General features: G+C 69.7%; 17 protein-coding genes. 7 read left to right on the forward strand and 10 right to left on the reverse strand.

All coding sequences use genetic code 11. The features are described from left to right. The first annotated feature begins 320 nt into the window (after positions 1 to 320). Complete coding sequence (locus tag AC1G9L_RS02290; RefSeq protein WP_010343076.1) at positions 321 to 1,394, forward strand: 3-deoxy-7-phosphoheptulonate synthase; 1,074 nt, start codon at positions 321 to 323, stop codon at positions 1,392 to 1,394. Between the two features lie 346 nt (positions 1,395 to 1,740). After that, positions 1,741 to 2,055 carry a GIY-YIG nuclease family protein gene (locus AC1G9L_RS02295; RefSeq protein ID WP_481070200.1) on the forward strand — a complete coding sequence of 105 codons (315 nt, stop codon included), beginning with the start codon at positions 1,741 to 1,743 and terminating at the stop codon, positions 2,053 to 2,055. A gap of 396 nt (positions 2,056 to 2,451) precedes the next feature. On the opposite strand, the gene AC1G9L_RS02300 is transcribed toward AC1G9L_RS02295, so the two are convergent. Beyond that, on the reverse strand, positions 2,452 to 3,615 hold the full coding sequence (locus tag AC1G9L_RS02300; protein ID WP_019800041.1) for an AAA family ATPase: 1,164 nt from the start codon (positions 3,613 to 3,615) through the stop codon (positions 2,452 to 2,454). 29 nt (positions 3,616 to 3,644) lie between these two features. Continuing rightward, positions 3,645 to 5,165, reverse strand: coding sequence for a succinate CoA transferase (locus AC1G9L_RS02305; protein ID WP_019800042.1), 1,521 nt, complete (start codon positions 5,163 to 5,165; stop codon positions 3,645 to 3,647). 371 nt (positions 5,166 to 5,536) lie between these two features. On the opposite strand from AC1G9L_RS02305, the gene AC1G9L_RS02310 reads away from it, so the two are divergent. Then, positions 5,537 to 7,729 (forward strand): AsmA family protein, encoded by a 2,193-nt coding sequence (locus AC1G9L_RS02310; RefSeq protein WP_481070988.1) that lies wholly within the window; start codon positions 5,537 to 5,539, stop codon positions 7,727 to 7,729. 413 nt (positions 7,730 to 8,142) lie between these two features. On the opposite strand, the gene proP is transcribed toward AC1G9L_RS02310, so the two are convergent. Beyond that, positions 8,143 to 9,624 carry a glycine betaine/L-proline transporter ProP gene (gene proP, locus AC1G9L_RS02315; protein ID WP_481070201.1) on the reverse strand — a complete coding sequence of 494 codons (1,482 nt, stop codon included), beginning with the start codon at positions 9,622 to 9,624 and terminating at the stop codon, positions 8,143 to 8,145. 551 nt (positions 9,625 to 10,175) lie between these two features. Between proP and glnE the strand changes: the two genes are divergently transcribed. Then, entirely contained in the window at positions 10,176 to 13,016 is a 2,841-nt protein-coding gene (glnE, locus tag AC1G9L_RS02320) for a bifunctional [glutamate--ammonia ligase]-adenylyl-L-tyrosine phosphorylase/[glutamate--ammonia-ligase] adenylyltransferase (protein ID WP_481070202.1), read from the forward strand. Positions 13,017 to 13,143: 127 nt separating this feature from the next. On the opposite strand, the gene AC1G9L_RS02325 is transcribed toward glnE, so the two are convergent. The 4 genes from AC1G9L_RS02325 to AC1G9L_RS02340 all read right to left on the reverse strand — a co-directional run bounded on the left by AC1G9L_RS02325 (position 13,144) and on the right by AC1G9L_RS02340 (position 18,203). After that, entirely contained in the window at positions 13,144 to 13,671 is a 528-nt protein-coding gene (locus tag AC1G9L_RS02325) for a hypothetical protein (RefSeq protein ID WP_481070203.1), read from the reverse strand. 106 nt (positions 13,672 to 13,777) lie between these two features. Continuing rightward, a complete protein-coding gene (locus AC1G9L_RS02330) occupies positions 13,778 to 14,335 on the reverse strand; it encodes a queuosine precursor transporter (RefSeq protein ID WP_019799593.1) in 558 nt (185 codons plus the stop codon). Positions 14,336 to 14,754: 419 nt separating this feature from the next. Then, the gene (locus AC1G9L_RS02335) at positions 14,755 to 15,825 is read right to left on the reverse strand and encodes a glycerophosphodiester phosphodiesterase family protein (protein ID WP_019799594.1); all 1,071 of its coding nucleotides are present in this window, start codon (positions 15,823 to 15,825) and stop codon (positions 14,755 to 14,757) included. A gap of 80 nt (positions 15,826 to 15,905) precedes the next feature. Next, a complete protein-coding gene (locus AC1G9L_RS02340; RefSeq protein ID WP_019799595.1) occupies positions 15,906 to 18,203 on the reverse strand; it encodes a TonB-dependent receptor domain-containing protein in 2,298 nt (765 codons plus the stop codon). A 1,054-nt stretch (positions 18,204 to 19,257) separates the two neighbouring features. On the opposite strand from AC1G9L_RS02340, the gene AC1G9L_RS02345 reads away from it, so the two are divergent. After that, positions 19,258 to 21,132: a S53 family peptidase gene (locus AC1G9L_RS02345; protein WP_481070204.1), complete on the forward strand. Its 1,875-nt coding sequence runs from the start codon at positions 19,258 to 19,260 to the stop codon at positions 21,130 to 21,132. 75 nt (positions 21,133 to 21,207) lie between these two features. Here AC1G9L_RS02345 and AC1G9L_RS02350 read toward each other — a convergent pair whose 3' ends face one another. Continuing rightward, a complete protein-coding gene (locus tag AC1G9L_RS02350) occupies positions 21,208 to 22,179 on the reverse strand; it encodes a mitochondrial fission ELM1 family protein (RefSeq protein ID WP_481070205.1) in 972 nt (323 codons plus the stop codon). Between the two features lie 126 nt (positions 22,180 to 22,305). Between AC1G9L_RS02350 and AC1G9L_RS02355 the strand changes: the two genes are divergently transcribed. Both AC1G9L_RS02355 and AC1G9L_RS02360 read left to right on the forward strand, forming a co-directional pair. Continuing rightward, positions 22,306 to 22,896: a malonic semialdehyde reductase gene (locus AC1G9L_RS02355; RefSeq protein ID WP_010343089.1), complete on the forward strand. Its 591-nt coding sequence runs from the start codon at positions 22,306 to 22,308 to the stop codon at positions 22,894 to 22,896. A gap of 83 nt (positions 22,897 to 22,979) precedes the next feature. After that, positions 22,980 to 23,618, forward strand: a complete 639-nt coding sequence (locus AC1G9L_RS02360; protein ID WP_010343091.1) for a YceI family protein — start codon at positions 22,980 to 22,982, stop codon at positions 23,616 to 23,618. Positions 23,619 to 23,962: 344 nt separating this feature from the next. Here AC1G9L_RS02360 and AC1G9L_RS02365 read toward each other — a convergent pair whose 3' ends face one another. Both AC1G9L_RS02365 and AC1G9L_RS02370 read right to left on the reverse strand, forming a co-directional pair. Next, the gene (locus AC1G9L_RS02365; protein WP_019800746.1) at positions 23,963 to 24,757 is read right to left on the reverse strand and encodes a siderophore-interacting protein; all 795 of its coding nucleotides are present in this window, start codon (positions 24,755 to 24,757) and stop codon (positions 23,963 to 23,965) included. Positions 24,758 to 24,842: 85 nt separating this feature from the next. Continuing rightward, positions 24,843 to 25,388 (reverse strand): PadR family transcriptional regulator, encoded by a 546-nt coding sequence (locus AC1G9L_RS02370; protein ID WP_481070206.1) that lies wholly within the window; start codon positions 25,386 to 25,388, stop codon positions 24,843 to 24,845. Positions 25,389 to 25,719 lie beyond the last annotated feature (331 nt).

Genomic DNA, 25,719 nt, shown 5'->3' on the forward strand with positions numbered 1-25,719 from the left:
TGACGGCGACATCATGGCCCTACCGCCGCGTTGAACCGCTTTTCCGATTCCCCATTCCCGGTTCTCCTTCCCGGCTCCACAAGTTGCTGATGCAACTGTGGCGCTGCCGCAAACCCTGTGCTATCACTACGTCCCATGAACGCGTCCTGCCGCAGCTTTTACTTTTGGTATTACGGTTTTCCGATGCCGCTGGCGGAGGAAGGATCGCGTTCACCCTGAAGGAAACTTCAGCCGCAATCCCGAAAGCCGCCAGCGAACCTGGCGGCTTTTTTCATGCCGCCGGATCTGGCCCCCACCCAGCCCCCCGACGAGACACGCACATGGCACCGCACACCGACGATCTGCGCATCCGCAAGATCGAACCGCTGACTCCGCCCTCCCAGCTGCAGGCGCTGCTGCCCTGCGACGAGGAGGCCTCGCAGACCGTCACTGCCGCGCGCGCGGCGCTGCACGAGATCCTGCACGGCCGCGACGACCGCCTGGCGGTGGTGATCGGCCCCTGCTCGATCCACGACCCGGTCGCGGCGATGGAGTACGCGCAGCGCCTGCGCCCGCTGCGCGAGACCTACGGCGATGCGCTGGAGATCGTGATGCGGGTGTACTTCGAAAAGCCGCGCACCACGGTCGGCTGGAAGGGCCTGATCAACGATCCCAACCTCGACGGCAGCTTCGACATCAACAAGGGTCTGCGCCTGGCGCGCGGCCTGCTGCGCGACATCAACCGCCTCGGCCTGCCGGCCGGCGTGGAGTTCCTCGACATCATCTCGCCGCAGTACATCGCCGACCTGGTGGCCTGGGGCGCGATCGGCGCGCGCACCACCGAGAGCCAGGTGCACCGCGAGATGGCCTCGGGCCTGTCGTGCCCGGTGGGCTTCAAGAACGGCACCAGCGGCGACGTCAAGATCGCGGTCGATGCGGTCGGCGCGGCCTCGCATCCGCACCATTTCCTGGCGGTGACCAAGGACGGGCAGACCGCCGTGGCGGCCACCGCCGGCAACCCGGACTGCCACGTGATCCTGCGCGGCGGCACCCAGCCCAACTACGACGCCGACAGCGTCGCCGCGGCGGCGCAGGTGCTGGAGAAGGCCGGCCTGCCGGCGCGGCTGATGGTCGACGCCAGCCATGCCAACAGCGGCAAGAACCCGGACAACCAGCCCAAGGTGATCGAGGACATCGCCCGCCAGCTCGAGGCCGGGCAGTCCCGCATCGTCGGCGCGATGGTCGAGAGCCACCTGCGTGGTGGCCGCCAGGAGCTGGTCGCGGGCCAGCCGCTGGTCTACGGCCAGAGCATCACCGACGGCTGCATCGACTGGGACACCTCGGTGCAGGTGCTCGAGCGGCTGGCGCAGGCGGTGCGCGCGCGGCGCCAGGCGCGCGTGGCGCAGGCGGCCTGATCTGGTAGTGGGAAAAACGCACGCAGCCTGACCGGCTGCGTGCGTGGGGGGCGGGGGAGGCCCGGAAGAGGGGCCGGACGCGCCGCCGAATGCGAAGGGAGAGAGCTTCGGTATCGACGGCTGCGTGCCGGTGATGACGTTATCCGCCCATCCGGTGACCACCGTATGCCGGTGTGTGGCAGCGGCTGGCAAGGTGTTGGAGGGGCGTTAAAACCTGTTGTCGCCGGTTCAGCGCGGGAGGTCGAAGTGGTGCGCCGGAGCCTGCGTTCGTTGCAATTTGCCGCCGATGGAAACGCAGCGGCGATCGCCTGCTGGCGAAACCGGCGACCGTGTCGATAATGCCTGCATGGCCGCCGACCCGCCCTGGTTCCTGTACCTGCTCGAATGCCGCAACGGCAGCTACTACGCCGGCATCACCCCGGACCTGCAGGCGCGCTTCCAGGCGCACCTGCGCGGCGCCGGCGCCAAGTACACCCGCGCCAACCCGCCGGTACGGCTGCTGGCCAGTCGCGCCTACCCCGACCGCGCCGCCGCCTCGCGCGCCGAATACGTACTCAAGCGCTTGCCGCGCGGTCGCAAGCTGGCGTTCCTCGCCGTGCCCGACTCCGCACCTGGCGCCGACAACCTGCAAACGACAGCCGAATCCGCAGCGGTGTTGTAGGAGCGGCTTCAGCCGCGACAGGCGTAACCGGTAAAGCCCGTCGCGGCTGAAGCCGCTCCTACGACGATGCCGCAATTCGCGCGCATCTCGGATGCAAGAGGACTGCACTGTGGGAGGGACTTCAGTCCCGACGCGCTGTCCCGCAACTGCTCGGCGAGCCCCCAAACAGGACCACTGCCAGCCGTTGTAGGAGCGCTTTCAAACGCGACCATGGGAAGCCCGTCGCGGCTGAAGCCGTTCCTACGACGGTGTCGCACATTCGCGCGGATTCTGGATGCGAGAGGGCTGCACTGTGGGAGGGACTTCAGTCCCGACGCGACGAACCCGAACGACGCGACAACCGCCCCATGGGGCATGCCGCTGTACGCAGCAGACACACCCGATGCACACCCCGCCTCAGCGGCTGGGCCAATGCCACGCCGGCCGATCCAACGCGCGCAGGCCGGCGACGTCGGTCTGGCCGTGCTCCTTGATCAGCAGATGGTGCAGGCAATCGGGCTGCTGCTCCAGCGCCGCGATCAGCCGGCTGGCATGCGAGACCACGATGATCTGCGCCTGCCGCGCGGCGCTGCCGATCAGCCGCGCCAGCGCCGGCAGCAGGTCTGGATGCAGGCTCGCTTCCGGTTCGTTGAGCACCAGCAGTTCCGGCGGGCGCGGGCTCAGCAGGGCGGCGATCCACAGCAGGTAGCGCAAGGTGCCATCGGACAGCTCGGCCGCCAATAGCGGCCGCAGCAGGCCATGCTGGTGCATCGCCAAATCGAAGCGCCCGGCATGCACCTCGATCGTCAACCGCGCGCCGGGGAAGGCATCGTCCACCGCCGCATGCAGGCCGTCGGCATCGCCGATCTCCAGGATGGTCTGCAGGGCCGCGGCGAGGTCGGCGCCGTCGTTGCTCAGCACCGGCGTGTGCGTGCCGATCTGCGCCATGCGAGCCGGTGCCGCGGCATCGGTGCGGAAGTGGTCGTAGAAGCGCCAGCGGCGGATGTTCTCGCGGACCTCATGCATCTCCGGTGCAGCGCGCGGATCGGAGAACTGCGCCAGCACGCTGTCGAAACTGGCGATGCCGGCGCCGGCATCGGTCCAGCCGTCGTCCTGGGTCCGCAGGCGCACCGCCGGCCCGTTGCGGTCCACCAGCAGGTTGGACGGGCGCAGCCAGGGGCCGGCCCAGATGCATTCGCGCTTGATCTGCGGATCCAGCCCGAAGGCCGACGCCGACGGCATCGGCAGGCCCAGGTCGATGGCATAGCCGAACGCGTCGCTGGCGTAGCCCAATTTCAGGCCGACGGCCTGCTGCCGCACCGTGCCCTCGACCGGATGCTCGCCGCGCCGGACCACGCGGCTCAGCGTCTCCGGGCCGGCCCACAACGCCGACGGCAAGCCGCCCTCGCGGGCCAGTGCGGCGATCACCCCGCCCTGGGCGGTGTCGGCGAGCAGGCGCAGCGCCCGGTAGACGTTGGACTTGCCGCTGCCGTTGGCGCCGGTGATCAGGGTCAGCCCCGCCAGCGGCAGCACCAGCTCGCGCAGGGAACGATAGGAGGAAACCGCCAGGGTGGTCAGCATCGGCGCAGCATACCCGCTGCCGGAGCCGCTCAGCCGCCGGCGCGCATGGTGCCGGTATCCAGCCAGCGCTGGTGCCAGGACAGCGCCTCGGGCAGCAGGTGCGGGGTGTGCTTGCCGTAGCTGGCATGCAGGGCGCGGTCGAAATAGTCCTGCAACTGCGCGCGGTAGCTCGGATCCACGCAGTGCGCGAGCAACTGTTGCGCGCGCTGCCGCGGCGGCAGGCCGCGCAGGTCGGCCAGGCCATGCTCGGTGACGATGATGGAGACGTCGTGCTCGGTGTGATCGACGTGGCTGACCATCGGCACGATCGAGGAAATGCTGCCGTTCTTCGCCGTGCTCGGGCTGAGGAAGATCGACAGGAAGCCGTTGCGCGCGAAGTCACCGGAACCGCCGATGCCGTTCATGATGCGGCTGCCCATCACGTGGGTGGAATTGACGTTGCCGTACAGGTCGGCCTCGATCATGCCGTTCATGCCGATGCAGCCCAGCCGCCGCACCAGTTCCGGATGGTTGGAGATCTCCTGCGTGCGCAGGATGATGCGCTCGCGATAGAAGTCGATATTGCGCTTGAACTCCTCGTTGGCTTCCGGGCTCAGCGCGAAGCCGGTGCACGAGGCGACCTTCAACACGCCGCTGCGCAACAGGTCGAGCATGCCGTCCTGGATCACCTCAGTGAACGCGCTGAGATCGCGGAAGCCGCTGCTGGCCAGGCCGGCCAGCACCGCGTTGGGAATGTTGCCCACGCCGGACTGCAGCGGCAGCAGGTTCGGCGGCAGCCGGCCCTTGCCGACCTCATGCTGGAAGAACGCGATCAGGTGCTCGGCGATGCGCCGGCTGGTGGCGTCGGCCGGGGTGAACGGGCTGTTGCGGTCGGGGCCGTGGGTGCGCACCACCGCCACGATCTTGTCCGGGTCGCAGCGCAGCGACGGCTCGCCGATGCGGTCGTCGGCATGCAGCAACGGGATCGGCTTGCGGTGTGGTGGCAACGCCGTGCCGTAGTACACGTCGTGCATGCCGTCGATGCCGGCCGGCTGCCAGTCGTTGACCTCGACGATCACCTTCTTCGCCAGGTCCAGCCAGGTCTTGTTGTTGCCGACCGAGGTCGACGGGATCAGGCTGCCGTCCTCGCGGATGCCGGCCACTTCCACCACCGCGGTGTCGATCTGCCCATAGAAACCGAACCACACGTGCTGGGCGACGTGGCTGAGGTGGATGTCGATGTAGTCCAGCGTGCCGGCGTTGATGCGCTGGCGCGCGTCCGGGTCGGACTGGAACGGCATGCGCAGGGCGATGCCGTCGGCCTTGGCCAGCGCGCCGTCCAGTTCCGGCGCGGTGGAGGCGCCGGTCAGCAGCTGGATCTTGAACGACTGGCCCTGCAGGTGCGCCGCCTCGATGCGCTGCGCCAGCGCCATCGGCACCGCCTTGGGATAGCCGGAGCCGGTGAAGCCGCTCATCGCCACCGTCTCGCCGGGCTGGATCAACGCCGCCGCGGCCTCGGCGCTGACGATGCGCTCGCGCAGGCGGGGATGGAGGATGCGTTCGGCGGACATGCGGCGACCAGGGCGTGGGAGAGGGGGCAACAATTATCGCGGATCGGGCCGATGCCCGCGCTGGAGTGCGTCCCCACTTTCTGCGCCTGCCGCGCGGCGGCGCATGCGGGCGCCACGGACGCAACGATGAGGAAATACGCCACGGTGTTTGCGATGTGTGCGGCGCTTCGCGCGCCGGACCTTCACCCCAACCTCTCTCCCGGTGGGAGAGGGGCGCTGGTTTCTCCGTTCTCCTGGTGGGGTCTCGTTTGCGATGGAGGGACGCAGCGCGCATGCAGCCAGCGCAACGCCGGGTGTATGCCACCGTCGCTTTCACGCGCTCCACGCCGCGCCGCGGCGATAGTGCCGCGGTGCCGCTCTCCGCCCGCCCGCTGACCGCCGTCCACGCACGCTACCGGCGTCTGCCGCGCGGCTGGCGCCTGCTCCTGCGCGGCCTGCTGATCGCCTACCTGCTGTATCTGCTGGCCGGCAATGTATTCCTCAACACGCCGCTGTTCGACCTGGCCACCAACCGCAAGCCGGAGAAGTTCCGCATGCACACCGGGCCGGCGATCACCGTATTGCCCGGCTTCATCACCGCCTGGAACGTGCGCATGCGCGGTCACGTGCAGCGCAATGTCTGGCAGGTGCGCGCCGACCGCGCCAGCGCGCGCATCGCGCTGCTGCCGCTGCTGCACCGCGAAGTGCGTCTGCCGTGGATGGAAGCGGTGAACGTGATCGGCGAGATGGACCGCGTCGAGGAGATGATCCCGCCACCGCCGCCCAGCGACCAGGGCTGGACGCTGCGCTTCGACGCGATCCACAGCGGCACGCTGCGCCGCGCACGCTTCGGCGATTTTGCGGTCGAGGGCAAGGGCCACGGCACCGTCGGCTTCCTCAAGCAGTTGCGTGGCGGTCCCTCGGAACTGTTCCGCTCGCAGATCGTGTTCGAGGACGTCAGCGTGCGCTACGGCAAGCGCCAGATCGCCGACCAGGCCACGCTGGACGCGCGCTTCTCGTTCCCGCGCCACTACCGCGCGCAGGCGCCGGGGTTGCGCAAGCTGGGCATCACCGACCTGGCGCTGCGCGTGCACGGACGCAGCGTGGCCCTGCGCATCGACACCGCCGGCGACACCACCAAGCTGAGCACCGAACCCGGTCTGGGCCACGTGCAGGCCAATCTGCACCTGCTGCGCGGCGCGCTGCAGCCCGGCAGCACGCTCAACTGGCGGGTGCCGCTGCATGCCGGCGTCGGCGCCACCGATCGCGGCGTGCTGACGCTGTTGCTGGACGTGGAAGGCGAGGACATCCGCGCGCGTGCGCGCCTGCCCGGCCAGGTCGATCCGCGCAGCATGCTCGATGCCGACCTGCGCATCGCCGGACGCCAGGTGCCGTTCGACGACCCGGCGGCGCTGCTGCCGCGCACCTCCGGCCGCGTGCAGGGACGCTGGCATTTCGAATCGTTGAACTGGATCAGCGACCTGCTGGTGCGCAAGCCGTGGTTCCAGCTCGACGGCGGCGGCGACGTCGCCGCCGATCTGCAGTTGCGGCAGGGCGCGTTGCAGCCGGGCAGCCGCCTCGACGTGCCCGACGTGCAGGCGGTGGCGGAGATCATGCGCGTACGCCTGAGCGGCAAGGCGCAGGCGGCCGGGCGCATCGTCGGCACGGCCGACCGGCCGCGCACGCAACTGGACGTGCGCATGCGTCGCTTCGCGCTGGCGCCGCTGGCCGAGCCCAAGGCCAGCTTCGTCGAAGGCGAGAACCTGCAACTGAATCTGCAGGGCGATGGCGCGCTGGCCACCCTGCACGATTCGTTGCAGGCGCGGCTGCGCTTTGCCGACGCGCGCGTGCCGGACCTGCGCGCTTACAACCGCTATCTGCCGGCGGCGCAGGTGCGCGTGCTCGGCGGCGATGGCCGGCTCAGCGGCGACCTGCAGCTGGACGCGTCCGGCCAGGTCGGCCAGGGCACCGTGCGTGTGCTCGGCCGCCAGGCGCGGCTGCAGACCGCGGGCCTGGAACTGGCTGGCAATCTCGACCTGGACGCGCGGCTGCGGCGCGCCGAGCTGCAGGACCGGCGCTTCGATCTGAGCGGCAGCACGCTGCGCCTGCAGGGCGTGCGCTACGGCACCCAGCCCAGGCAGGGCGACTGGTGGGCGACGCTACGGATCCCGCAGGGGCGCATCGCCGCCGCGGCGCCGGTGCAGGCCGATGCGCAGGTACAGATGCAGATGCGCGACGCCGGCCCGGTGCTGGCGGTGTTCGCGCAGCACAGCGATGCGCCGGCGTGGTTGCTGAAGTTGGCCGACGCCGGACAATTGCAGGCCAGCGGACAACTGCGCTGGCGCAAGGACGCGCTGTGGCTGGATCGGGTCGCGGCAGAAAACGAACGCGTGGCCTTGCGCGCTCGCCTGCGCGTCGGCGATGCCGGCACCCAGGGCGATCTGTATGCGCGCTGGGGCGTGCTCGGCGTGGGCGTGGCGCTGCGCGGCGAACAGCGGCAATGGCATCTGCTGGGCGCGCGCGAATGGTACGACCGGCAACCGGCGTGGCTGCCGGAGGCCCCGGCACCGGCGGCATCGCCCTGACGCGATGACGAACGCGTCGTGCTCTTGCGTAGGCAAGGGCGAGGCAATGCATCGCGGCGCTGGAAATGTGCAGGCACGCGCAGGGTGCACGTCCGCCCGCTTTCCCCTTCCCTGTTCCCGTTTCCCCATTCCCTCAACGCCGCAGAATGTACCGCCCAGTATCGTTTTGCACTGCAGCGTGCAATGTCTCAAAAAAGCGCCCAAGATCGCCCTGCATCCCGACGTGGGGGAGGGAGCAAGGCCCGCTAGCAGTTCGCTGCCAGCGGGCTTTTTTATTGCCCGTTTCCGGGCCTGCCGCTGCGGGCTATGCGATGGCCTGACGTGAGGTATCGATAACACGCATCCGTGACGGCGACATTGCCGGATCGCGTTCCGGGATGTCTGCGCCGCAGCGCGCGCAGCCGGCGCTCGGGTCAGGTCGGCATCGCCTGCGACGTCGCGTGCGGCGACGGCGGCAGTTCGGGGCGGGTCGGGTCCACGGTCAGCGGCTCGTCGCTGCGCAGCAGCGCATGCGCCTCGGCTTCGCTGGCCACCGCCGGCGGCGAACCGCGCAGCGGCAGGCCGGCGGTTTCGCGCACGAAGACCATGGTCGCGATGCCGACCACCGCCGCCCCCATCAGGTAGTAGGCCGGCACCAGCGGATCGCCGGTGCGTTCGACCAGCCACGCGGTGACCAGCGGCGTGGTGCCGCCGAACAGCGACACCGACACGTTGAAGGCGATCGACAGCGCGCTGTAGCGCACCGGGGTGTAGAACAGCGCCGGCAAGGTGGACGGCATCGAGCTGGTGAAGCACACCAGCGCCACGCCCAGCAGCATCAGGCCGAGGAAGATCAGCCAGTCGTTGCCGGTGCCGACCAGCCGCAGGCACGGCACCGCCAGCACCAGCAGCGCGATGCAGGCGCCGATCACCATCGGCTTGCGGCCCAGGCGATCGCTGAACAACCCGCCGAGCACGTTGAGCGGCATCATCACCAGCATCACGATGATGATCAGCAGCAGGCCCTTGCTCTCGGCATAGCCCATGGTGACGCTGAGGTAGCTGGGCATGTAGGTCAGCAGCATATAGTCGGTGACGTTGAACACCAGCACCAGGCCCACGCACTTGAGCAGCTGCGGCCAGTGGACGCGGAACAGCGCACCCAAGCCTGGCGCATCGTGCTCGCGCTTTTCCGCCTCTTCGGCATAGGCCTGGAACGCCGGGGTTTCCTCCAGCTTCATGCGCATGTACAGGCCGAGCAGGCCCAGCGGGCCGGCGATCAGGAACGGCACGCGCCAGCCCCAGTCGTGCATCTGCGCATCGCTCAGCGCAAAGTGCAGCGCGGTCACCGTGGCGGCGCCGGCGATGTAGCCGCCCAGCGTGCCGAACTCCAGCCAGCTGCTCATGAAGCCGCGGTTGCGATCGGTGGAGTACTCGGCGATGAAGGTCGCCGCGCCGCCGTATTCGCCGCCGGTGGAAAAGCCCTGCACCAGCCGCGCCACCAGCAACAGGATCGGCGCCCAGATACCGATGCGCTCGTAGGAGGGGATCAGGCCGATCGAGAACGTGCCCAGCGCCATCAGGATCATGGTCGCGGCCAGCACCTTCTGCCGTCCGTAGCGGTCGCCCAGCGGACCGAACACCAGCCCGCCCAGCGGACGCACCAGGAACGCCACGGTGAAGGTCGCGAACGTGGCGATCAGCTGCGCGGTCGGGTTGGTGCTGGGAAAGAACACGTGGCCCAGGGTCACGGCCAGGTAGCCGTACACGCCGAAGTCGAACCATTCCATCGCGTTGCCCAGCGCCGCCGCGCCGACCGCCCGCTTGAGCATGGGTTTGTCGACGACCGTGACTTCTTCCACCTGCAGTTGGCGGCGGCGCTTGAACCATCCGAAATGGGCGTGGAACTCCGACATGTCTTCTCCTGTCCTGAAACGGTGAGGTGATGGCCCCCGGCCCGCACATGGCAGGGCAAAGCAGGACGGAATGGCGCAAGAGGCGCCGCACTGGTCTGCGGGGGCACGATCCCGGATGGCCGCGTCGACACCACGGCGCTGCGAGATCGAAGAGACGGAGCGGGCGGCGCGGGATCACGCGAGGCTCCGTCGAGGGGAGCATGATACACCATCGCCCGATTCGGCCGGGCGGCATGGTCCGCGAAACGCGGCGAACGTGGCGTGAAACGCTGCGTATTGCGGCGATGTGCGGCAAAGCATGGCCCATACGTCGTGGTGTTTGCGACGGCATGCAGGCGGATGGCGACGTGTCGCGTCTAGCGGATCGCAGTTGCAATGGGGCGCGATGCCGAGCGTTTGCAGGGCGATGTCAGAGGCAACTGTAGGAGCGGCTTCAGCCGCGATGGGGCGTTCCCGGGAATGCCCGTCGCGGCTGAAGCCGCTCCTACAACGCACAGGCGATTCTTGCTGTGTTGGATGTGCCCGAACGCCCAGGATGCCAGAATCGCCCGATGTCCAACGCTTCCTTCGCCGTTCCCGCCGCCCTGCAGCCCACGCTCGCGCGCAGCATGGCACGCTTGCGCCAGGCCGTGGCCGCGCAGCCCTGGCCGTCTCATCCCGGTTTCGAGGACGCGCTGGCGCGCGCGCTGCTGGCCAGCGATTTCCTGCTCGACACGCTGTGCCGGCAGCCGTCGCTGCTCGCGCACCTGGCGCAGCCGGATCCGCCGCCGTTGCCGCTGCCGCAACTGGATCCGGCGCAACCGGCGGCGTGGCCGACGCAGTTGCGCCGCTACCGCGCGGCCGCCTCGGCGCGGCTGGTGTGGCGCGACGTGCTGGGCCTGGACGAGGTCGATGCGACCCTGGCCGGCAGCACGCAGCTGGCCGAGGACTGCCTGGCGCTGGCGCTGCAGGCGCTGGAGGGCGAGTTCGCGACGCGCCATGGCGTGGTCCGCGCCGCCGACGGCAGCGTGCAGTGGCTGGTGGTGTTCGGCCTGGGCAAGCTCGGCGGCGGCGAACTGAATTTCTCTTCCGACGTGGACCTGGTCTACGCCTACCCGCAGGGCGGCGAGTCCGACGGCGCGCGCGCGCTGGCCGCAGAGGAATACTTCGCGCGGCTCGGCCAGCGCCTGGCGCGGCTGCTCGACGAGACCACCGCCGACGGCTTCGTGCACCGCGTGGATCTGCGCCTGCGTCCGTTCGGCACGGCCGGCCGGGTGGCGCTGTCGTTCGCCGGCATGGACCAGTACTTCCAGCGCGAAGGCCGCGACTGGGAACGCTACGCCTGGCTCAAGGCGCGCGCGGTGGCCGGCGACATCGCTGCCGGCGAGGAATGGCTGCAGGCGCTGCGCCCGTTCGTGTACCGGCGCTATCTCGACTACACCGCGCTGGACGGCCTGCGCGAGATGAAGGCGGCGATCACCGCCGAAGTCGCGCGCCACGACCGCCTGGACGACATCAAGCGCGGCGCCGGTGGCATCCGCGAGATCGAGTTCCTGGTGCAGTCGCTGCAGTTGATCCGCGGCGGCCGCGAACCCGCACTGCGCGAACGCCGCCTGTTGCCGGCGCTGCACGCGCTGGTCGCCGCCGGCCAGGTCGCCGCCGAGGATGGCGCGGCGCTGGCGCAGGCGTATCGCTTCCTGCGCCAGGTGGAGAACCGCCTGCAGATGCTGCGCGACGCGCAGACCCACGCGTTGCCGGAGGATCCGCTGGATCGCGCGCGCATCGCCTTCGGCCTCGGCTATGCCGACTGGGCCGCGCTGCACGCAGCGCTGCAGGTGCAGCGCGATCGCGTCGCCGCCGAGTTCGCCGAACTGCTGGCGCCGCGCGAGCGCACGCTGGCGCCCGATGCGCTGGCCGACTATTGGCGCGGCCTGCCCGACGCCGGCCAGGCGCAGGTGTTGCGCGCCGCCGGCTTCGCCGATGCCGACGGCGCCGACCAGGCCTTGCGCGGTTTCGTGCAGTCGCTGGGCGTGCGCACCTTGTCCGATGCCGCGCGTGCGCGCCTGGACCGGGTGCTGCCGGCGCTGCTGCATGCCGCGGCGCGCTCGGCGCAGGCCGATGCCGCGTTGCACCGGGTACTCGGCCTGCTGCAGGCGATCCTGCGCCGGGCCAGCTACCTGGCCCTGCTCGACGAGCAACCCAGCGCGCTGGCGCGGCTGGTCGACGTGCTGGCGCGCAGCGCCTTCCTGTCCGAACGGCTGGCCGCACACCCGCTGCTGCTGGACGAACTGCTCGACAGCCGCGTCGATGGCCCGATGCCGGACCTGGCGGCGATGCAGCGGCTGTGCGATGCCGCGGTCGCCACCGCCGGCGACGATCCGGAAGCGGCCCTGCGTGGCCTCAACGAAGCGCGCCAGGCGCTGAGTTTCCGCATCGCCCTGGCCACGCTGGACCGGCGCCAGCCCGCGCTCGACAGCGCGCGCCAGCTCGCGCAGCTGGCCGAGGCGGTGGTGGTGACCGTGCTGCGCCTGGCGCGTGCCGATCTGGTCGCCGCGCACGGCGAGGTGCCCGGCGGCAGTTTCGCCATCGTTGGTTACGGCAGCCTGGGCGGCGTGGAACTGGGCATCGGCTCGGACCTGGACCTGGTGTTCCTGTACGACCACCCGCCGGGCGTCGAAGCGTCGGCCGGACCGCGGCCGCTGGAGAGCGGGCGCTGGTTCGCGCGGCTGGCGCAGAAGGTGATCGCGTTGCTCGGCGCGGTCACCGGCGGCGGCCGCCTGTACGACATCGACGTGCGCCTGCGCCCGGACGGCGGCAAGGGCGCGCTGGTGTCGTCGCTGGCCAGCTACCGGGAGTACCAGCGCGAGCGCGCCTGGACCTGGGAACACCAGGCGCTGGTGCGCGCCCGCGGCGTGGCCGGCGATGCGTCGCTGCTGCAGCAGTTCGAGCAGGTGCGCGCGCAGACCCTGGCGCGCCCGCGCGAGGCCGCAGTACTGCGCGAGGAAGTGCGCAAGATGCGTGCGCGCATGCGCGCCGAACTGGACCGCAGCGATGCGGCGCGTTTCGATCTCAAGCAGGGCGCTGGCGGCCTGGTCGACCTGGAATTCCTGGTGCAGGCCGGCGTGCTGCTCGGCGCCGCGCAGCAGCCGGCGCTGTTGGTGCCGCGCGACACGCCGGCCCTGCTCGACGCGCTGGCGCACAGCGGCTGGCTGTTGCCATCCATCGCCGAGCGCCTGCATGCCGCCCACGCGACGCTGGTGGAAGCGGGCCTGGCCTGCACGCTGGACCGGCGTCCGCGCCTGACCGCACCCACCGCCGACATCGCCGCGGCGCGTGCGGCGATTCGCGCTGCCGCGGTTGCCCTGGACCTGGTGTTCGTCGATGGCCGTGCGGACGGCGACGCGGCGCACTAGCGCGCTGTCGGCGCTGGCTGCAATCGGCCGGAGGGCCTGGGCATGCCGCCGTGCTGTTACGCAAACACGCCGCCTGGCCGCGGCGATGGGCACCGGCACGCCGTTCCGTGCCGCGGTGGCGCGATTGCTACACGCTGACGTACTGAGTCTGGAACCAGACCGCGTCGGGATCAGTGTCCACCACCTGGTCGGGATCCACCCCGAACAGCCCCTGGTAGGCGCGCTTCCATAGGCCGGCGCGGCCGGCGCACAGGTCGTGCCACAGCGCATGGAAGGTCACTGACTCGAACACCCGCACCACGTCCACGACCTGCTCGAGGTAGGCCTGGAACAGGTAAACCCGCTCGCCGGCCACCAGGATGTTGAAGTTGTGGATCAACTGCGACGGATCGCCCAGCAGCACGAGGTTGACGAAGTCGCCGTCGCCGAAGGTCGGCAGCGCCGCGTCCGCCAGGTACAGCCGGGTGCGCAGGGGCCGGTCACGACGCAGCAGCACCATCTCCAGCATCAGCGGGGCGAAGGTGTTGCAGGACCACTCCGGGCAGGACACCGTGGGCGTGGTCAGCGTGGCCAGCGCCGTACCGGCCGGCTGCAGTTGCGCCAAAGTGGCGTTGAGCGCGCTCAGCGCGAGGGCGGGAGTGACGTCGTGCGGCATGGGCGTGGTCTCGTCGCAGGCGCGGCGCACGGGAGGCGCGCCGCCGATCACCATTCAACGTTGGCCGCAGTCGTTTGTGAAGCCGGCGCCGCCCGCCTGTCCGCCGCTAGCGCGCCGGCGCCATCCGCCACAGCAGCGCACGGAACGGCGCCAGCAGGCACACGCCGATGCCCAGCTTCACCGCCAGGTCGCCGGCAGCCCAGCTCAGCCACGGCAGCGTCGAGCCGGCGAAGGCGATTGACCAGAAGATCGTGGTGTCCAGCGTCGCGCTGCAGGTGGTGGCGACGATCGGCGCGCGCCACCAGCGGCCGCGGCGCAGCCGGTCGAACACGGTGATGTCCAGCAGTTGCGCGGCGATGAAGGCCAGGCACGAGGCCGCGGCGATGCGCGGGGTGGCGATCCAGATCGACAGCAGCACCGCCAGCGCGAACCCGCACCAGGCCACCCGCCGCGCCGCGCGCGGGCCGAAGCGGCGGTTGATCAGGTTGCTGACCAGGAACGCCAGCGGATAGCTGAAGGCGCCCCAGGTCAACCAATCGTTGATCGGGAACTGCACCAGCACGTTCGACAGCAGCACCACCGCGCCCATCGCCAGCACGGACAGCAGCAGCGCGCGCGGGGTCAGCGCGGCGAAAGTGGGCGAGGGAGCGGCAACGGACGGCACGGCGATCGGGGCAGGGGCGGCGGGCGCGCATTATCGCGGCCCGGACGCGCGATGACCAATGCCGCGGACGCGGACCCGCTCTTCGTAGGAGCGGCTTCAGCCGCGACCACGCGAGATCGGAAACGTCCTGTCGCGGCTGAAGCCGCTCCCGCCCTTGCGGTACCGACATTGTCGGAGGGCTGCACTGTGGGAGGGACTTCAGTCCCGACCCGATGAAGCGTCCGCTTCACACTGTGCTTCCGAGCTCCACGCATCGCGGCTGAAGCCGCTCCTACAAATGAAACTCCGCGCTTGGGACCGCTTTTGCGATTCCCCATTCCCTATTATCCAATCCCGGCTCCATCGCGGCTGAAGCCGCTCCTACAAATGAAACTCCGCTGGGGACCGCTTTTGCGATTCCCCATTCCCCATTCTCGGCTTCACCGCGGCAGCGCCATCCCATCCACCGCCGCACGGCCCACGGCCGGGTCGTCGGTGAAGAAGCCATCGATGCCGGCGTCGAGCAGTGCGCGCATTTCGGTGATGCTGCCGGCCGCATTCACCGCAGCCGGGCCGCGCGCGTCCTGAAGCTGCTTGGGCAGGAAATAGTTCTCGGGCCGGAACGTGTACGGAATCACCTGCAGGCCCGCCGCATGCGCATCGGCAACGAACGACGTGGGCGCGGCCAGGGCGCCGTCGGCGCTCACCGGCACGATCGCGCGCAGATTGGGGCTGACCAGTTGCGCGTACTTGGCGATCGCGCGCAGGCCCTGCGCGCTGCCCATCTGCGCGTAGGTCGGGCCGTCGCGCAACTGGTCGCCCGGGCGGTCCTTGGGATCGCCCAGCAGCTGCACCAGGCGCACGTTCGGATGGGTGCTGCCCAACTTGCCGTGCAGATATTCCAGGTTGCCGATCTCGAACGACTGGATCACCACCGGCGCCTTGCGCGTGTAGGCGTGCGCGTCGAGGGTGGCCACCAGCTTGTCTTCCATCGCCAGGCCGAGCCCGCGGAAGTAGGTGCCGTGCTTGATCTCGGGAATCAGCCCGATCGGCCGCCCGCGCGTGGCCGACTCGGCCGCGGTGAAGTCGATGATCTCGTCCATGGTCGGCACCTGGAACTGCCCGTCGAAGGCGGTGCCGCGCAGTTGCGGCAGGCGCTCGCGCGCGCGCAGGGTCTTCAGCTCGGCCAGGGTGAAGTCTTCGGTGAACCAGCCTTCCACGCGCTGCCCATCGATCTGCTTGACGGTCTTGCGCGCGGCGAACTCCGGATGCGCGGCCACGTCGGTGGTGCCGCCGATCTCGTTCTCGTGGCGCGCCACCAGCACCCCGTCCTTGGTCGAGACCAGGTCCGGCTCGATGAAATCGGCGCCGTCGGCGATGGCCTTGGCGTAGGACGCCAGGGTGTGTTCGGGGCGCAGCGCGCTGGCGCCGCGGTGGCCGATCACCAGCGGCTTGTGCTCGTCCGGAGCGGCGGCCGGTGCGGCCGCCGCGGTGATCGCCAACACGGCCATCGCGCATCCCAACAACCAGGAGGTGGATCGGATCATCGCATGCGTTCCGGTTTGGCGGTGGGCGAACAGGATGGACGCGCTCAGAAGCGCGCGTCCAGGGTCAGGAACGCCTGCCGCGGCGCGCTGGCGTGGAAGGCCAGCGAGCGGCCGTTGGGGTCGCTGTTGCTGAAGGCGGTGAGGTTGGAGGCGTAGCGCTTGTCGGTGAGGTTGGTGACGTTCAACGACAGCTTCAGGTCCCGCAGGAACGACACCGCCCCGAAATCGTAGCCGGCGCCGGCATCGAAGGAGGTGTAGCCGCCGAAGCCCTGGTCGTTGGTGTAGGTGTAGTAGCGCTGGCCGGTGTACTTGCCGCGCAGGTTGGCGTTCCAGCCGTTCCAGGTCCAGCTGAGCTCGCTGGCGAACATGCGCTTGGGCGTGTCCACGGTGTACTTGCCGGCGGTGGGGATGACCGCGCCGTTCTGCACGTAGTTGTCGTCGTAGGTGGAGCGGTTGATCGAGGCCGAGTTGTACCACTGCAGGTGCGCGGTCGGCTTCCAGATGAAGGTCAGCTCGCCGCCGCGGCTGCTCACCGAACCAACGTTGAAGAAGCGCGTGGTGCACGCCGGGGTGGTGCCCTGCTGGATGCTCGGGCACGGGTTGAGCGACAGCAGGCGGTTGTCGAAGGTCACGTCGTAGCCGACCAGCGAGGCCTCGAACTGGTCGCGCACCAGGCGGTAGCCGGCTTCGAAGGTCTTGGACTTCTCCGGCTGCAACGCACCGACGCTGGCATCGAACGAAGCCTGGGTCACCAGCAGCGGGCCGCCGGCGCCGCCGCCCTGGAACGCGGCGATGTTCTCGGCGTAGGAGGCGAACACTTCCTGGCCCTCGGCCAGGCGGTAGCTCAGGCCGGCCTGCGGCAGCAGCGCCTTGCTGGCCTTCAGTTCGCCGTTGGCCACCGGCGACTCCACCGCAATCCCGGGCGTCTCGCGCGCGGTCATCGTGGTGTGCGGGCTCTTGGCGCCGATGTCCAGGGTCAGGCGCTCGTCGAGCAACTTGAAGGTGCCCTGCACATAGGCCTGCTTGGTGGTGATGACGTAGTCCTGCGAGAACAGCCGGCGGTTCGGGTTGCTGAGGAAGAGGTCGTCGTCGATCGGGCCGTCGATCCAGTAGAAGTTGCGCTCCACGTGGTGCTTGTTGCGCTCGTACCACACGCCCGCTTCCAGGTGGTGCGGGCCGATGTCCCAGCCCAGCGAGGCGATGCCGCCGGTGCGGTTGATGGTGTAGTTGGTGCTGCGGATCGAGATCGGCAGCGCCTGCGGCGTGCCCGGGTAGGACGGCTGGCCCGGCGACCACCAGTGGCCCTGGCCTTCGTTCTCGTGGTGGTAGACCTGGGTGTGCACGCTCACCGCGTCGGACGGCTGGAAGTCGCCGGCCAGGTAATACAGGTCGTCGTTGCGCAGCGCGCGGCTCTGGTAGTAGGCGTCGTCGATGTTGTCCACGCCGCCGCTGTAGCCGCAGCGGCTGGGGTTGCGCGTGGCCGGCGCGCAGTAGGCCGCGGCCAGCGCGCGCTGCCAGTCCGGCGCGTACAGGTTCCAGTCCCAGCCCAGGCCGCGGTGCAGGCCGTTCTTGGACAGGTAGGCGTAGTCGGCCTGCGAGGTGCGCGAGGTGTCGACGAAGGCGGTGATCTTGCCGCCCTCGAACTGGTACACGCCCTTGCCGTTGAACTGTGCGGTGTGGGTCGGCGATTCCGGCTTGGCCCACATGTCGGCGTCGGCGTAGATGCCGGACAGATAGGCGGAGAAGCCGTTGTGCTCCCCGGTATCCAGGCGCAGGAAGGTGCGGCGGTTGTTGTCCGAACCGACGGTCTGCGCCAGGCGCACGCCGACTTCGGTGGACGGATCGTCGGAGTAGTACTGCACCGTGCCGCCGAGGTTGCTGGTGGAGGCGGTGCCCAGGCTGCCGATGCCCGAGGCCAGCTCCACGCCGCCGAAGTTCTCGGCGATCAGCGCGCGACTGATGTTGAGGCCGTTGTAGTTGCCGTAGGCGTTGTCGCCCAGCGGCAGGCCGTCGAGGGTGTAGCCCAGGCGCACGCCGTTGAAGCCGCGCAGGCTGATGGTCTGCGATTCCTCGTTGGCGCCGAAGGCGTCGTTGGACTGCACGTTGACGCCGGGAATGCGGTTGAGCAGCTTCTGGATGCTGGTGCCCGGCGGCAGCACCGCCACGTCCTGGCTGGTGATGCGCTGCACCTGGCGGGTTTCGCCCTGGCCGATCACCGACACCGCATCGAGTTGCTGCACGTCGGCCGCGGCGCCATCGGCGGCGGGTTCTGCGGCGATGGCGGCGAAGGGCGACAACAGGGCGGCGAGGATCGCCGTGCTCAGCAGGGAATGGAGAGGCATGCGCGGGAGGATTCGTAAAGGAAGTGCGCAGACGATGCGACAGCGACGTTGCAGGTTGGCGTCAGTGGCGTTGCGTTTGTCATGCAACGGCACGGTGGCGTGCGTCGTGGCGCGGGTGCAGATGTGTAGTGGTGGTCATGCGCGGCATGGACGAGCGCCACCGTGATTGGGAGTACTGGTGGTGCGTCGACGGCCGCGCGATCGGCTCCGTCATCGCGGCGGCCACATGCGAGTGCATCGACATCAAAGCATTACACCGTGACATCAAGTGCCACGAATCGCGGGTAGAGAACACATGTACGCGCATGTGTCGGCAACGCGCTGAAATGGCCTGTTTACAAAGTAAAAAACGGCGCGCGCCGTCAAGGTTTTGTGGCGCAATCCTCCTCAATCATCACGCCTCGTCCAGGCCCGGTGGCATGCCGATGCGTGCAGACATGAGCAGGAAGCACAGTGCACTCGCATCGATCGGATCGCCGTCTTCGTGCCGCGCTGGGTCCTTGCATGGAGATGGCAGCGCGGGCGCTTCGCGCGCCGTACCCTCACCCCAACCCCTCTCCCGGCGGGAGAGGGGCCACGGCTTCTCCCTTCTCCCCTCGGGAGAAGGTGCCCCGCAGGGGCGGATGAGGGTACGGGCGAAGCCTCGCAGCACAAACCACGCGTGCGCCTCGCGCGCCGTACCCTCATCCCAACCCCTCTCCCGGTGGGAGAGGAGCCACGGCTTCTCCCTTCTCCCCCCGGGAGAAGGTGCCCCGCAGGGGCGGATGAGGGTTGGGCGCACCCTCGCCAGCAATGCATCACGCATGCGCTTCGCGCGCCGTACCCTCACCCCAACCCCTCTCCCGGTACGGCTTCTCCCTTCTCCCCTCGGGAGAAGGTGCCCCGCAGGGGCGGATGAGGGTCCGGGCGCAGCCTCGCAGCAACGAACCACACACGCACTTCGCGCTTCACACCCGCACTCCAACCTCTCTCCCGAGGGAAGAGGGGCCATCGATTTCCCACCGCGAGGCCGCCACGGCCTCGTCCCACTCGCTCTACCCCCGGAGAGACGCCCATGCTTGATCGCATCCGCCGTCGGCCGTTGCTGGCTGCCGTGTTGTCCGCTTCCCTGCTGTGCGCGCTCGGCACCGCTAATGCTGCGCCCGACGCCTCCATCGCGGCGATGACCGCCACCCTGCGCAGCGCGCCGGTCACCTTCTACGTGCACCTGCCGTTGCGCGACCAGGCCGGGTTGGACGCCCTGCTGGCCGACATCCAGGATCCGGTCTCGCCGCAGTACCACCACTGGCTGACGCCGGCCGAGTTCCAGCGCCGCTTCGCGCCGGCACCGGCGCAGATCGCGCAGGTACGCGCCGCGTTGCAGGCCGCGCACATGAACGTCGTCGAGCAGGGCGCCACCCTGCATGTCAGCGCGAGCGCGGACAACGTCGAGCGGCTGTTCGCGGTGCCGTTGACCGCCGAGGTGCAGCAGGGGACCCAGGCCCGCCTCGCCGCGGCCGCGCCGTTGCAGTTGCCGGCCGCGCTGCGCGACACCGGGGCGACGGTGACCGGCCTGACCCGCGGCGCGCCGGCGATGCACGTCAACTGGCAGCGGTCGGCCGTCAAGAATCCATCCAACCGCTACGGCGCCGGCGGTACCACCTACTGGTACAACGACCTCAAGCAGGCCTACGGCTATCCGTCCTACCAGGCCACCACCGGCGCGGCGGGCGGGCAACGCCGGCTCGATGGCACCGGCAGCACCATCGCCATCCTGATCAGCAGCGACGTGCTGGACTCGGACATCAAGGCGATGTTCGACCACGAGAACTTCAGCCGCTACGCCGCCAACCACGCCGACCCGGCCCTGTACGCGCGCCACTACGTGGCCGGCGCCAAGCCGGGCCTGCAGGACGGCAACGACGCCGCGGGCGGCGAGGCCGCGCTCGATGTGCAGATGGCGCTCGGCGGCGCGCCCGGTGCGCACGTGCTGCTGTACGTGATCCCCGACCTGAGCGACGCCTCCGTGCTGGCCGGCTACCGGCAGATCGTGCAGGACAATCAGGCCGACGTGGTCAGCGCCTCGTTCGGCGTCTGCGAGCTGTACTACACCGCGGCCTACAACGGCGGCAAGGATTTCACCCCGCTGCTGCGTCCCTACGAAGCGGTGTTCAAGCAGGGCAATGCGCAGGGCATCACCTTCGTCGCCTCCAGCGGCGACAACGCCGGCCTGGGCTGCGCCGACACGCAGTACCTGGTCGACGGCAAGGACGGCCACTTCATTCCCGGTGTCGAACACCCGGCGGCCAGCCCGAACGTGACCGCGGTCGGCGGCGGCAACCTGCTCACCGCTTACAAGAAGGGCAGCCTGGAGTCGGGCTACAAGAGCGAAAGCGCCTACGGCGATCCGCTGGAGACCGCCGACTACTACGGCATCGGCGCGAACCTGGCCGGCGGCTACTGGGGCGCCGGCGGCGGCGTCAGCACGCTGTTCCAGCGTCCGGCCTACCAGTTGCGCGCGCTCGGCGGCACGCGCACGTCCATGCGCGCGCTGCCGGACATCGGCATGCTGGTCGGCGGCTGCCCGGCGATCGCGACCCAGCCCTGCCGCGACGGCGATAGCTCGGTGGCCACCTACTTCAAGGGCAACCTCTCGGCGGTGATCGGCACCAGCGTCGCCGCACCGGAGTTCGCCAGCGCGGTCGCGCTGCTGGTGGAGAAGCAGGGCCGCCAGGGCAATCTCAACGACTACCTGTATCGCCTGGCCGCCAATGGCCCGGAGGCGCTGCATCGCGGCATCCCCGGCTACAACGGCGTGGTCGACAACAACCAGCCGATCAAGGGCAAGTACAACTACACGGTCGGCGTGGGCACGCCGGTGGTGCGGTTGCTGATCGGCGCGCTGGATGCGGCGCCGGCCGGCGTGCCGCGCTCGCCGAGCAATCCCTGACGCACAGCGTGATGTAAAGCGTTGGGCCCGGTTGCCGTGCCGGCGTCGTGGCAGCGACGCCGGCGCGGCGGCCGATCAGGCCAGCGCCAGGCAGTTGCGGATCAGCGCGGCCACCCGCGCGGTTTCGCGCAGCGGTTCAATGCCGGTGGCGGGTGCGTCACCGGCATTCTCTGCCGGGAGCAGCCGCCCGCGCGCCTGCAAGGCGCGATGGAACGCCAGGGCGCGGTCGCGCGCCGTCTCCGGTATCAGCACCTGCACCGGCACGCGCGTGGCGCAGGCTTCCGAGAGCAGGTTCACCGAATCCGGCGTGCAGGCGAGGCGCTCGGCCCAGCCGAGCAGGCCGGCGTAGGGATTGGCGCCATCGTCCGCGCCGCACCACACCATGCCCGGTACGTCGGCGAACGTACGGCGCAAGGCCGCGGCCACCGCGGGCGGCGTGCGACGCGATGCGCTGGCGAGAATGCTGCCGCCATGCGTGCGCAACTGCGCGGCGATGTCGGCGAAGGCGGTGTGTGCCTGCGCTTCGCTCCACGGTGCCAGCCCGGACGGGCCACCCACCAACAAACCGATGCGCGGCGAAGGCAATGCGCCCAGCGCAGGAAACGCGGCGCGTCCTGCGGCCAGCCAGGCGTCGTCGATCGGATGCAGGCTGCCGAGCAGGGTCAGCACGTTGGGGCCGCGCAGGCGATCGTGTTCCGGCACCACCACGATGTCCCAGTGCCGCGGATCCAGCCGCGGATCCAGGATCTGCACCACCTTGCTGCCGCGCGCGCGCAGCAGCCGCGTCGCCAGCGCCGCCTGGCGGCCGCAGCCCACGGCGAGCGGCGGCGGTTGCCGCCATGCTGCGGCGAACGTCGCACCGTACGCATGCTGCGCGCTTGGCAGCATGCGAGGCGCCAACCAGCGCCACGGCATGTGCGGCTGCAACACCTGCGCCTGGATCGGTGCCGCGGTCGGAAGCGCCAACGCGGCGGCCAGCGCCTCGGCCTGGCGGGCGTTGCCGGCGCGGCCATCGCTAATCGCCCAGGTCGCGTCCGATCGTTTCACGTTTGGTAGTAATCCGTTGCATCGCGGCCGGGTGTTGCGACAATCGCGCCACTCTACACTGGCCGCCTCGCATCGGGACGGCCCCACCGGCATCCTGGCGCTTCCCTCGATCAAGGAACTTCCTCCATGTCCGACGCCTTGCACGACGCCGCCCTCGACCAGTTGTTCCGCACCGCGCGCACCCAGAACGCGTTCCTGGACAAGCCGGTCGACGAAGCCACCCTGCGCGCCCTCTACGACCTGGTGAAGTGGGGGCCGACCGCGGCCAACGGCAGCCCGGCGCGCTTCGTCTTCGTCACCTCGCCGCAGGCCAAGGAAAAGCTCAAGCCGGCGCTGTCCGAAGGCAACCTGGCCAAGACCCTGGCCGCGCCGGTTACGGTGATCGTCGCCCACGACGAAGACTTCCACGAGAAGCTGCCGTATCTGTTCCCGCACACCGACGCCAAGAGCTGGTTCGACGGCCCGCGCGAAGGCCGCAGCGAAGGCGCGTTCCGCAACGGCTCGCTGCAGGGCGCCTACCTGATCCTGGCCGCGCGTGCGCTGGGCCTGGATGCCGGTCCCATGTCCGGCTTCGACAACGCCAAGGTCGATGCCGCGTTCTTCGCAGGCACTGCGATCAAATCCAACTTCCTGGTCAATCTCGGCTACGGCGACCCCAGCGGCCTGTTCCCGCGCCTGCCGCGGCTGAGTTTCGACGAGGCCGCGCGCATCGAGTGAGCGCGCGCGTTCCGTTTCCCTGTCCCACCGCAGGCCCGCGCCTGCCGCAGTTTCGTCCCATTACCCTTCCAAGGAGTTCCACCATGACCAAGACCCGCAAACTGCTGCTCCCGCTCGCCATGGCCCTGGCCGTCGTCGTCGCCCAGCCCGCCACCAGCGCCTTCGCCGCGCCGGCCGCCGCCGCTGCCGCTGCCAAGGGCGTCTCCGGCACCTACACCCTCGACCCGGCCCACACCGACGTGCTGGTGCAGTGGAGCCACTTCGGCTTCTCCAACCCGTCCGCGCACTTCGGCGACGTTGACGGCACCCTGGTCTACAACGCGCAGGACGTGAGCAAGTCCAGCGTCAACGTGACCCTGCCGCTGTCCGGTCTCAACAGCTTCACCGCCAAGTTCGACGAGCACCTGAAGAGCGGCGACTTCTTCGACGCCGCCAAGTTCCCGACCGCCACCTTCAAGAGCACCAAGGTGACCTCGGCCGGCGGCAACAAACTGACCGTTGCCGGCGACCTGACCATCAAGGGCACGACCAAGCCGGTGGTGCTGGCGGTGACCCTCAACGGTGCCGGTCCGCACCCGATGAAGAAAGTGCCGGCGCTGGGTTTCGACGCCACCACCACGATCAAGCGCAGCGACTTCGGCCTGGGCGCCTATGTGCCGAACGTCAGCGACGAGGTGAAGATCCGCATCACCACCGAAGCGACCTTGAACGCGGCCAAGTAAGCCTGCGTGCCGCCGCGGCGACGGCGCTTCGTGCGCCGTCGTTCGCCGCAACGCAAACGCCCGCCATTCGGCGGGCGTTTGCGTTTTCGGACTCGCTGTGTGCCGTGCAATGAAACTGCGCGCGGCGACCCCACCAGGGCCGAATGGTGCACGTAGGAGCGGCTTCAGCCGCGATGGCCTTACCGTGATGGCCTGGGCGAAGCTGCATGCGCCTGAAGCGCCAGGCGCGCGTCCTTACCCTCACCCCAACCCCTCTCCCGGTGGGAGAGGGGCTGTTGCGTCGCGTTGCCGTGATCTGGCGCCGACGCTCCTACGCGTGTGCTTCCTGCCGTTATGAAACGCGCTTAGTCTTCGACCGCGTCCCCACCCGCCTTCCAATACCCGGTCGCGCGAATCCACTCCTTGGGTACGCCCAGGTGGCCTTCGACGAACTTGCGCATCATCCGCGCGCGTGCCGATTCGCAGGCGATCCAGTAGAACGCATCGCCATCGGGCGGATCGAAGTCGCGCAGCGCGCCTTCCAGCAGCTGGCTGCTGCGTGCGTCCACGCCATTGCGCTCCAGCCAGGTGACGCGCAACTCGGCGTCGCAATCCAGCGTCTGCCGGTCGGCGTAGCCGGGAATCTCGATCAGCGCGTCCACTTCCGCGTCGGCCGGCAGGGTTTCCAGCCAGCGGCCGATCGCCGGCAGTGCGGTTTCGTCGCCGATCAGCACATAGGCGTCGAAATCGTCGGCAGCGACGAACGAGCCGCGCGGCCCGCCGACCACCAGCGCATCGCCCGGGTCGGCCTGCGCCGCCCAGCGGCAGGCCGGGCCGTCGCCGTGCAGCACGAAGTCCAGGGTCAGTTCCTGGGCGTCGGCGTCGTAGTGGCGCGGGGTGTAGTCGCGGGCGGGCGAGGGCAGCGCGTCGGCCGGATACACCGGGCCGTGCTCGGTCATCGTCGGCAGCACGAACGCGCCCTCGGGATTGGGGAAGAACAGCTTGACGTGGTCGTCCGGCCCCGCGCTGACGAAGCCGTCCAGTTCGGGGCCGCCGACGACGATGCGGCGCATGTGCGGGGTCAGCGGTTGCGTGCGCAGCACCTGCAGATGACGCAGGCGCAGCGGGTGGCGCAGCAGGCGGTGTTCGTGGGTCGCCATGGGAATCCTCGGAAAGTGGGGGAGGGGATTGGCGGGCGACGCGGGGCGAAACCTCACAAGCACCCGCGCGCTGGCTGGAAGGGAATCAGTAGGCGCTGCCATCCATGCCATCGGCGGCGGCATGCAACAGCGCGGCGACGCGTTCGATCTCGTCCGGGTCCCAGCGCCCGTGCCGCGCCAGCAGGCCGTGCTTGATGCGATGCATCGCCTCGCGCACGGGGGCGGGCACGTTGGCGCGCACCAGCGCCCGCGCACTGTGGTGGGTGCGCTGCAGCGCCGCCTCCACCTGCGCGCGCTCGGCGCGCACGAAGGCCTGGCCGGCCGCGGTGATCGCATAGCGCTTGCGGGTGGCGTCGGCATCGGCCTGCACCAGGCCCTGCGCTTCCAGCTGCGCCAGGGTTGGGTAGACCGTGCCGGCGCTGGGCGTGTACAGGCCATGGAACAGCTCGGCGACCGCGCGGATCAGCTCGTAGCCGTGGCGTGGCTGGGTCTCGATCATCGCCAGCAGCAACAGCCGCAGGTCGCCGTGGCCGAGCGGGCGCGGTCCGCGCGCGCCACGGCCGCGCCCGGCCCGCTCGTCTTCGAACAGGCGGTGCGCGGGGTGCGGGCCGGGGGCGTGGGGTCGTGGCATTTCGATATGTCGAATCTGGTGCGGAAACGATATATCGAAGTTGTGTGGTCGGCAAGCGCCAGACAGGGTGGGCGCTGGAGCGCGGTGGGTTTGGTTCAGTCAGGGCGACAGCGCGCGTTTGCGTCCTGCGCGTGCGTTCGGTGCGCGTTGGAGTTCTGCGGGCGTGAGCTGTCCGGGTTGCATCGGCCAGGGTGGCCCGTGTGGGAATCAACTGCCATGCAGCCGCGACGCGCGAAGCCGTACGCTGACTGACACCCTCCGTCGTCGGGACTGAAGTCCCTCCCACAAGGATGCCCAGCGCATCCCTGTAGGAGCGGCTTCAGCCGCGACG

The sequence above is a fragment of the Xanthomonas sp. NCPPB 1132 genome (assembly GCF_056629235.1).

Bases quoted from the DNA above. Each gene is read 5' to 3' on its own strand.
- AC1G9L_RS02290 (WP_010343076.1), top strand. From the start codon at position 321: ATGGCACCGCACACCGACGATCTGCGCATCCGCAAGATCGAACCGCTG.
- AC1G9L_RS02295 (WP_481070200.1), top strand. From the start codon at position 1,741: ATGGCCGCCGACCCGCCCTGGTTCCTGTACCTGCTCGAATGCCGCAAC.
- AC1G9L_RS02300 (WP_019800041.1), bottom strand. From the start codon at position 3,615: ATGCTGACCACCCTGGCGGTTTCCTCCTATCGTTCCCTGCGCGAGCTG.
- AC1G9L_RS02305 (WP_019800042.1), bottom strand. From the start codon at position 5,165: ATGTCCGCCGAACGCATCCTCCATCCCCGCCTGCGCGAGCGCATCGTC.
- proP (WP_481070201.1), bottom strand. From the start codon at position 9,624: ATGTCGGAGTTCCACGCCCATTTCGGATGGTTCAAGCGCCGCCGCCAA.
- glnE (WP_481070202.1), top strand. From the start codon at position 10,176: ATGTCCAACGCTTCCTTCGCCGTTCCCGCCGCCCTGCAGCCCACGCTC.
- AC1G9L_RS02325 (WP_481070203.1), bottom strand. From the start codon at position 13,671: ATGCCGCACGACGTCACTCCCGCCCTCGCGCTGAGCGCGCTCAACGCC.
- AC1G9L_RS02335 (WP_019799594.1), bottom strand. From the start codon at position 15,825: ATGGCCGTGTTGGCGATCACCGCGGCGGCCGCACCGGCCGCCGCTCCG.
- AC1G9L_RS02340 (WP_019799595.1), bottom strand. From the start codon at position 18,203: ATGCCTCTCCATTCCCTGCTGAGCACGGCGATCCTCGCCGCCCTGTTG.
- AC1G9L_RS02345 (WP_481070204.1), top strand. From the start codon at position 19,258: ATGCTTGATCGCATCCGCCGTCGGCCGTTGCTGGCTGCCGTGTTGTCC.
- AC1G9L_RS02355 (WP_010343089.1), top strand. From the start codon at position 22,306: ATGTCCGACGCCTTGCACGACGCCGCCCTCGACCAGTTGTTCCGCACC.
- AC1G9L_RS02360 (WP_010343091.1), top strand. From the start codon at position 22,980: ATGACCAAGACCCGCAAACTGCTGCTCCCGCTCGCCATGGCCCTGGCC.
- AC1G9L_RS02365 (WP_019800746.1), bottom strand. From the start codon at position 24,757: ATGGCGACCCACGAACACCGCCTGCTGCGCCACCCGCTGCGCCTGCGT.
- AC1G9L_RS02370 (WP_481070206.1), bottom strand. From the start codon at position 25,388: ATGCCACGACCCCACGCCCCCGGCCCGCACCCCGCGCACCGCCTGTTC.